This window comes from Phormidium pseudopriestleyi FRX01 (assembly GCF_017313335.1).
GTDB classification, from domain to species: domain Bacteria; phylum Cyanobacteriota; class Cyanobacteriia; order Cyanobacteriales; family Laspinemataceae; genus Laspinema; species Laspinema pseudopriestleyi.
Window position 1 is genome coordinate 1 of the sequence record NZ_JAFLQW010000455.1, and the last position, 7,812, is coordinate 7,812.

The following is a 7,812-nucleotide window of genomic DNA, read 5'->3' on the forward strand; positions in this document are numbered from 1 at the left end:
ATGGAATTGGCCCCCCGTGACATTACCTCCCGGGCAATTACTCGGGAAATTCGCGCCGGACGAGGAGTCTATCCCGATGGTCGTGCTGGGGGGCCTTGTGTATTCCTGGATTTGCGACACATGGGCCAGGAAAAAATTATGAGCCGGATCCCTTTCTGTTGGGAAGAAGCTCATCGGTTGTTAGGGGTAGATGCGGTATATGAACCGATGCCCGTGCGTCCCACAGGGCATTACTCTATGGGGGGCATTCCTGTTAATACTGAGGGGCAGGTGCGAAGTGGTCCCGATGGTTTTGTGGAAGGATTCTTTGCGGCGGGGGAATGCGCCTGTGTTTCTGTACATGGTGCCAATCGCCTGGGGAGTAATTCCCTGCTGGAGTGTGTGGTTTATGGGAAAATCACTGGGGCGGCGATCGCCCGCTATGTTGAAACCCGCAAGTTGCCGGACATCGACGATCGCCCCTATCTCGAACAAGCCCAACAGGAACTGCAATCCCTCCTCGATCTCGCTGGAACTCACCGCATTGGTGTCGTTCGTCAGGGATTCCAGGATGCCATGAGTGACCACTGCGGCGTGTTTCGTAGTGATGAACTGATGCGGGAAGGGTTAAAGCAGTTAGAACACTTCCAGCAGCAGTACCAGCAGATTTATTTAGACGATAAAGGCAAACTGTGGAACACGGAAATTATTGAAGCGCTAGAGTTACGCAGTTTAATGGTCGTGGGACAGTTAATTTTATCTAGTGCACTCAACCGCCAGGAAAGCCGAGGCGCTCATTTCCGCGAGGATTATCCCGATCGCGATGATGATCAGTTCCTCAAGCACACCTTATCCTATTATTCTCCTGCCGGTGTGGATATTCGCTATCGACCTGTAACCATTACTCAGTTCCAGCCGAAAGAACGGAAGTATTAAGCAATACCTTCAATAATTTAAGGGTCACTGGCCACCTGGGAATGTTGATGGATACAGCCGACCGACTGGATAAGCGTTTGAAAATCTGACTCAATAAAATTGGGTCAGGTTTTTCTTGCCTTGACCCGCTTTGGTCGATCCCCACTCTGCGATCGCGATCGGCTTCAACCTTGTCCGCAGCCCAAGAATCAACCTGATGTAGCTCAATTAACTAAAAAAAGCGACAACAGTGGTGTCATAGTAATTTCTGGATAGGACTTTACGGGGTGGACTGGATTAATTCAAGGGAACAATTAAAGGATTTAAGTGTTACTTTGATAGAACTTAACCCTCATAAACAGCCTTTTTATCGAAGGGTGTTAAGAGTTATGTCCCTTATCCAGCCTAGCTTATAGCTTTGTTGTCACCCCGTAAGCCTTTACCAGTTTACCGATTACCCAACCGAGAAGAAATCCTCTTGACCAATCAGAGAAACATCCACCCCATTAACAGTAGCCAGTAAGTTGTTACCGGCATAAATTAACGTGCCAGTATTGCCTTGGGTTAAGGTTAGGTTCTCGAAGGATAAACCTTCTGCCAAACCAATCAAATCTTCCCCATCGGTAAAATCAACAATTAGATCGGTTCCGGCATTGGGACGGATAACAAAGCGATCGCTACCTGCACCGCCTACCATTGTATCGTCACCCAAATCGCCTAACAACCAATCATCGCCATTACCCCCGATGAGGATGTCATTACCATTGCCACCCCATAGCACATCATCCCCGTCGCCACCGTCGAGGGTATCATCCCCTTGGTTGCCATAGAGGAAGTCATTATCAGCTTCACCCAAGATGAGATCATTGCCTAAATCCCCGTATAATTCATCAGTGCCCGCGCCACCTTTGAGCGTATCGTCATCTTGACCCCCATGTAAGACATCATCACCATCGCCGCCGTCAATCCAGTCATTTCCTTGGTTGCCATTGACGAAATCGTTGCCATTCTCACCGAAGATCACATCATTTCCCAAGTCACCGTATAAGCGATCGCTGCCATCGCCACCCAGGATAGCATCGTCATCCTTGCCTCCGTGAACCCAGTCATCCCCCGCACCGGCTGCAATATAGTCAGTGCCTTGGTTCCCATGAATCGTATCATTGGCATCATTGCCATACAGATTATCATTGCCTTCCAACCCTTGGAGGAAGTTGCTGCCAGAGTCACCGATGATCGCATCAGCGGCATTTGTGCCGATGAGATTATCCAGGGAAGTTGCCTCTGGATTGGGTGAGACTTGAGGAACCGTAAGATTAGCGAGTTCGGGAAACACAGTATTGAGGGGGGCGATCGCCTCAGATGCCGACGGTAATGGGTTGATCAGCGGTGCAGGAGAAATCAAGGGACCGCCTGGATTGGGGTCAGCGGGAGTTGCACTGGAAATCCGAGTCGTCAAATTTTCGCCGGTGTTATTTTCCACCACTTCCGCAATGGATAAATTGCCGAACCCTGCCGCAAAGAACTCGTCAGTGGTGGTACCGAGGGAAACTTTTTGGTGCGTTGCGATCGCCCCATTGATATCCGTCTCCCCATTTGCCACAGCATCCGCCTTTTGCTGATTTGCCGCCGCCATCACCGTAGCCGCATCTGCCGCCATCTCCAGGATCCGATTCACATCCAGAGTGGGGTCAATGGCAGCCACATTTTGAGTCGCCGCTGCGATCAGGCGTTGCAGTTGTTCGGCAGAGTTTAAATCCAACGTATTTTGGGAAAGAACCGCATTCGCCAAAGTATTGACAACCGATCGGCTAATTTGAGCTTTCTCCAAACTGGAAGCGCCATCGAGTAACGCCGCAGTCTGAGTGACGACATTTTGCACCTGTACCATTGCCAGATTCGTCTCGACCCCTCCGGGAATTCCTTCTTCCGTCGCCGCGATCGGGTCGAACGTAGACAAATCCACCTCATCCGGTAAAGACAACGCTTGTTTGACCTTTTGATTCGCTGCCAACGGCGACAATCCCTGATCGATCGCCTCCGCCACCAAGCTGGTTAAAAGACTGACAATTTGAGAATCCGGTGTTGCTGTTAGCGGCGTTTCCAACGGTAAACCATTCGCGGTATCAATCCCGCCAGAAATCACAATGTGACCTTCTTCCGGGTCGAGTTCCCCATTGCCGTTAGTATCGAACGCTTCCAGAGATGCCTCAAACTCAAACAGACCCTCTTCGTTCGTGGTCGAAGTGGGTTCGTTGTCATCGCGGACGCCATTTTTATTGGCATCAAAGAACGCATCAGCCCCAGCAATATAGCCATCAATTGCCCGACTTATGATAGTCACCGTAACCACGGTGATCGACCGATCAATGATCACCGGGGGGCTAGAAATATTCGGTACTCCAGTATTCGTATAGTTGATGATATTCTGTCCCAGGAAGCTATTGCGCCAATTCCACCAGGGTGAAATCCAGTCATCCACTGATGGCGCACTGCCAGTGGCTCCCGAGATTTGGAAAATGATATCGTTATAGTCGCGATCGCTATAACCAGTAATCGGCATATCCTCCCAAGCAAACGTATTGCCATTCCCAGTCAGATCCACCATCTGACTTTGAATCGTGTGATTGGAGAAGAAGGGAATGCTAGGGCCACTCAAAAATGGAATCTCGTTCAAAACCTTCCGCACCGTACCATGAGGGACAAGCATCATGGCAAACTCTGTACCGGGGGTCATCGCAAAATTCTGAATGCCCCGATACCCGCCGCGATTCCACCAGTTGAATCCCCCGAATTCAGAAAATCCATTGCTAAACAGCGGTTGATCCCAATAATCGGAGATAACCACATGACCTTGGTTCGGGTTAAGCGCTCGTCGGGCCGCTTCCCTGATGTACTCACGGGAACCCACTTGCAGGTTTTCCATCCCCTCAATACTGAAGAAAGCCACTTCTCCCTCATAGTTACTGCCGTCAAACAGGAACTCCACATTAACCCGTCCATCGTCACCCACGACAAAGACACCAGGGGGAGTGGGATTTGGAATTGGAGGTAGAGGGGTCGGGTTCGGGGTCGGGTTCGGGTTCGGGTTCGGGTTCGGATTGTTTCCTCCGGAGACAAAACCATCAATCACAATGGCTTTACTGCCAGCAAGAGAGTTACTGGAACCCAAAGCTGGAAGGGTTAACTGGGCATTTTCACCCAATTGGTCTTGAATCGTAGCCCCATTCAGTGATAAGGCAGTATTGGAGAGGTATTCTAAGTCAGCAGAACTGTCTCCCTCTTGCACCACATAGTTAAAAGTGAGAGTATCACTGCCGCTACCCCTGTCGTAAATCGCATAGCGATCCGGGGTGCCGGTTTCGAGTTGCAGGCCAGGAGTACCCGTGACGTTAACGATTTGGTCGAAAGTGACGGCGATCGGGATGGTTTGTCCAACGCCGTAGCGACCATCAGGGGTGGTGGCAGTGACGGATGTCACCTTGGCAGTCTGGTTCAGGAGGACAGAGAGGTTGTTGCTGCTGAAGTTCGTCGTCACCAGGTCATCCTTGCCGTCCTCATTGAAGTCTCCCACATTGAGTAAATACGGACTGCTTCCCACATCGAAAGTAGCTGGGGAAGCGAAACCGCCATTGCCATCTCCCAGGAGGACGGAGACAGTCTCGTCCAACTCGTTCGTCGTCGCCAAATCGGACTTGCCGTCCCCGTTGAAGTCTCCTACCTTGATGTCCATCGGCCAAGTTCCTACGGCGAAGGTGGTTTGAGTGAAACCGCCTCTACCGTCTCCCAGGAGGACGGAGACATTGTTGTCGAAGTTGTTCGCTATCGCCAAGTCGTCTTTGCCATCCCCGTTGAAGTCTCCCCCAGTGATGGCAATCGGTCTGCTTCCCACGGCGAAGGTGGTTTGGGTGCCGAAACTGCCATTGCCGTCTCCAGGTAGGACGGAGACAGTGTTGCTGTCGCGATTCGCCACCGCCAAGTCGGACGTGCCATCCCCATTAAAGTCTCCGATGGTGAGGGAAACCGGAGCAGATCCTACGAGGAAGCTGGTTTGCGGCTCGAAACCGCCACTGCCATCTCCCAGGAGGACGGAGACGCTATAGCCGTCCCGGTTCGCCATCGCTAAGTCATCGTTGCCATCCCCGTTTAAGTCTGCCACGTTGACGGAAATCGGAGCGGCTCCTACCGGGAAGGTGGTTTGGGTGCCAAAACTGCCACTCCCATCGCCCAAGAGGATGGATACAGTGTTGTCGAAGCCGTTCGCCGCCGCCAAGTCGGACTTGCCGTCCCCGTCAAAGTCTCCTACGGCGACAGAAAACGAACCGCTTCCCACGGCGAAGGTGGTTTGGGTACCGAAACTGCCACTGCCGTCTCCCAGAAGGATGGAGACATTGTTGCTATTCTGGTTCGCCACTGCCAAGTCATCATGGCCATCCCCATTAACATCTCCAATGTAGACGGATTCCGGCCAAGTTCCTACGGGGAAGTTGGTGTAAGGGGCGAAACCGAGGGTGTGAGCGTAGGTGGCGAGGGTGTGGGGGGAGAAGGGTGTGGAGTTACTGGTCCTTTGTCTTTTGTCCTTTGTTTTTTGTCCTTTGTTATGAGTCCCATCACTCATGACCCATTCCCAGTTCCCATCTTCCTGTTCCCACTGGGGAAAAATTTGTTGCAGGTTCCAGGTGCCGCCTAATGCGGAGTTGCCGGTGGGGTGAGGGTTGGCGTAAATGGCGATCGGGAGGTGTTCGTGTAGCTGCTGGAGAAACTGCTGTCCCTCGCGTACGGCAGCGACTTCACATCCGTAAATGTAGAGTTGCCCGATCGCCCACTGTTGCAGTTCGGTGGCGTAGTTGCCGAGGGTTTGGCGGTTGAGGATGCTGTTGCCCAGGTAGAGGGTTCCGGGGGTCCCGTGAGAGATGAGGTGAAGGCTGGAACTCCCTGGGGAGAGTATTTCAGTAATTTGCTCAATGCCATCGCGGTGGGGATCGAGAATGTGGACTTCGCTTGAAGGGGTGATACCTGCGGCTAGGGTTTGGTAATCGTCCACCTTGGGATCGATGATGACCAGTTGTCAGGATAAGACGCTGGAATTGCTCGACCCGACGTGATCGATTGTTTGTACAGGAGAAAGGGAATTATTCGTCATGATTTTAGTTGTGGGATATTTCCTCTGGCTCTCGATCTCCTTCACCTCTTTGAAGAATAGAGGCGAATTGTCCCGAAGAGGGTACCCCATCTTTCCATCTTTTTCTGCGGTAGGGTGCGATCGCGGTCACAATTTTTTCAGAATTTTCTCTCTTGACAAAATATAAAGACAATGATATGTGTGATGCTTTTTTTCCGTAGTTTCATGGAGAGAGCCTCCTCGATCGCGTCGCCATCGGATGAATTTTCCCAGTAGTTTTATGTAGAGAACCCGATTCACGATCGCTCCAAAAGCGAGTTCCCCTGTAGCAGCCCTTAACAGATCCTACATACGGCTTACGGGGTGACAAGAAAGCTGAAAACTAGACGGGATAAGGGATATGGCTCTTAACTCCCTTCGATAAAAAGCCGGCTTATGGGGGTTAAGTTTCATCAAAGTAACACTTAAATCCTCTCAGGGAACTCCACAATAAAATAGCCCAAACCCTTCCCCTGAAACAATTGTAGGATTGGCAATGCCCACATAGCTGTTCGGTGGCTTCATCACCCTACTCCTTTAACAACTGTTGTCTTTCACACATCCAACTGCCTGTCGGAACCCGTCCCAAAACTATACCGGCTTGCAGGTTGGTCATAGCTGGAGAGTTTCGAGTGAGTGCGGTAAGCGAAGCCCAGGCGTAGGCTTATCGCATCCTCAGACTGGCTCCATCCGAAACCTGTCAAGGGCTTTCCCGCCAACCCAGCATCACTCCAGCCAAACCGTGGCAGTTGCCCTTCGACCTTGGCTGGATTTGGCATGGATGGGACCGGACCGCAAGCGATTGCCTACGGCATAGCTTCGCTTACCGGCATCAGGCTGGCTCGCCTTTCTGGTGACGACTCCATCATTAACTATCACAATCAACGGTAAATTCAGCTACATATTCTATTTAAAAACCGGAATAAAATTGATATATAATATTATGAAATAACTGCAAACTATTAGGCTAATTCCCAGGAATAGCAAATGGATTACCGAGACGAAGAACAAGCCAAACAAGAGATATTTCGCAAGTACAAATACGCGCTCAAAGGACTGCGGGTAGACCTAGGCCGCCCGGATGTGGTAGAAGCGCTAGACCAATGTTTCGAGGATTTTGAGTCAATTCTGCAACGATTTATTCTGTGGGCAATCTATCGAGAACAGGAGGATGGTAAACCCCTCCAATATCCGAGTGCTGGACTGATTCAAGCGATTAAAGAAGAATGGAAATTGCGCGACAAAAACGCTTGGTCTGCCGAGATATTATCAGACCCGCGCTTTGAGAGTCCCGGTACGAAATGGTGGAAGGCGGCAGAGGACGGGCTGGGGCGCGATACCCGCAACCGGCTGATTGCCGATGTGGTCGAGGAAAACACCTCCTATGTCTTGTTCCGCAACGGTCTGACCCTAAGACTAGCAGTGGCGATGGACTGGGAGTGGGACCAAATCCGAGACTACGGCGAACGGGAGACGCGGCCACAAACTGGCTCCTTGACTCAAATCTTTTCTTGAGGGAGCGCATCCGATAGGCCTTTGGAAGCAAGAGTCCCTTTCTGGGAGACCACTATAAAAGCGATGGGACTCCTTGCTAGTCCCTAGTTCCTTAGCGTAATAGTTTTATAGAGCGGGAGAGTTCGAGAGGGGAGCAAAACCCACGTCTTTTAAGCGTGGGATGTAGCGAACCCTTTCGCGCCCATGTTAATGGGCAGAGTCTTGTTCTGTGGGGTTAGGCAGTTGGTCTATCCAATCTTCGA

General features: G+C 51.2%; 4 protein-coding genes. 2 read left to right on the top strand and 2 right to left on the bottom strand.

The window, feature by feature from the left end:
• The coding region (locus tag J0895_RS17010; RefSeq protein ID WP_207089232.1) for an FAD-binding protein at positions 1-915 on the top strand (915 nt) is incomplete at its 5' end.
• A 433-nt stretch (positions 916-1,348) separates the two neighbouring features.
• On the opposite strand, the gene J0895_RS17015 is transcribed toward J0895_RS17010, so the two are convergent.
• Positions 1,349-5,959, bottom strand: coding sequence for an FG-GAP-like repeat-containing protein (locus tag J0895_RS17015; RefSeq protein WP_242541380.1), 4,611 nt, complete (start codon positions 5,957-5,959; stop codon positions 1,349-1,351).
• A gap of 822 nt (positions 5,960-6,781) precedes the next feature.
• A complete protein-coding gene (locus tag J0895_RS17020) occupies positions 6,782-6,934 on the bottom strand; it encodes a hypothetical protein (protein ID WP_207089234.1) in 153 nt (50 codons plus the stop codon).
• A gap of 108 nt (positions 6,935-7,042) precedes the next feature.
• Here J0895_RS17020 and J0895_RS17025 point away from each other — a divergent pair, with 108 nt between their 5' ends.
• A complete protein-coding gene (locus tag J0895_RS17025) occupies positions 7,043-7,570 on the top strand; it encodes a hypothetical protein (protein WP_207089235.1) in 528 nt (175 codons plus the stop codon).
• Positions 7,571-7,812: the final 242 nt, after the last annotated feature.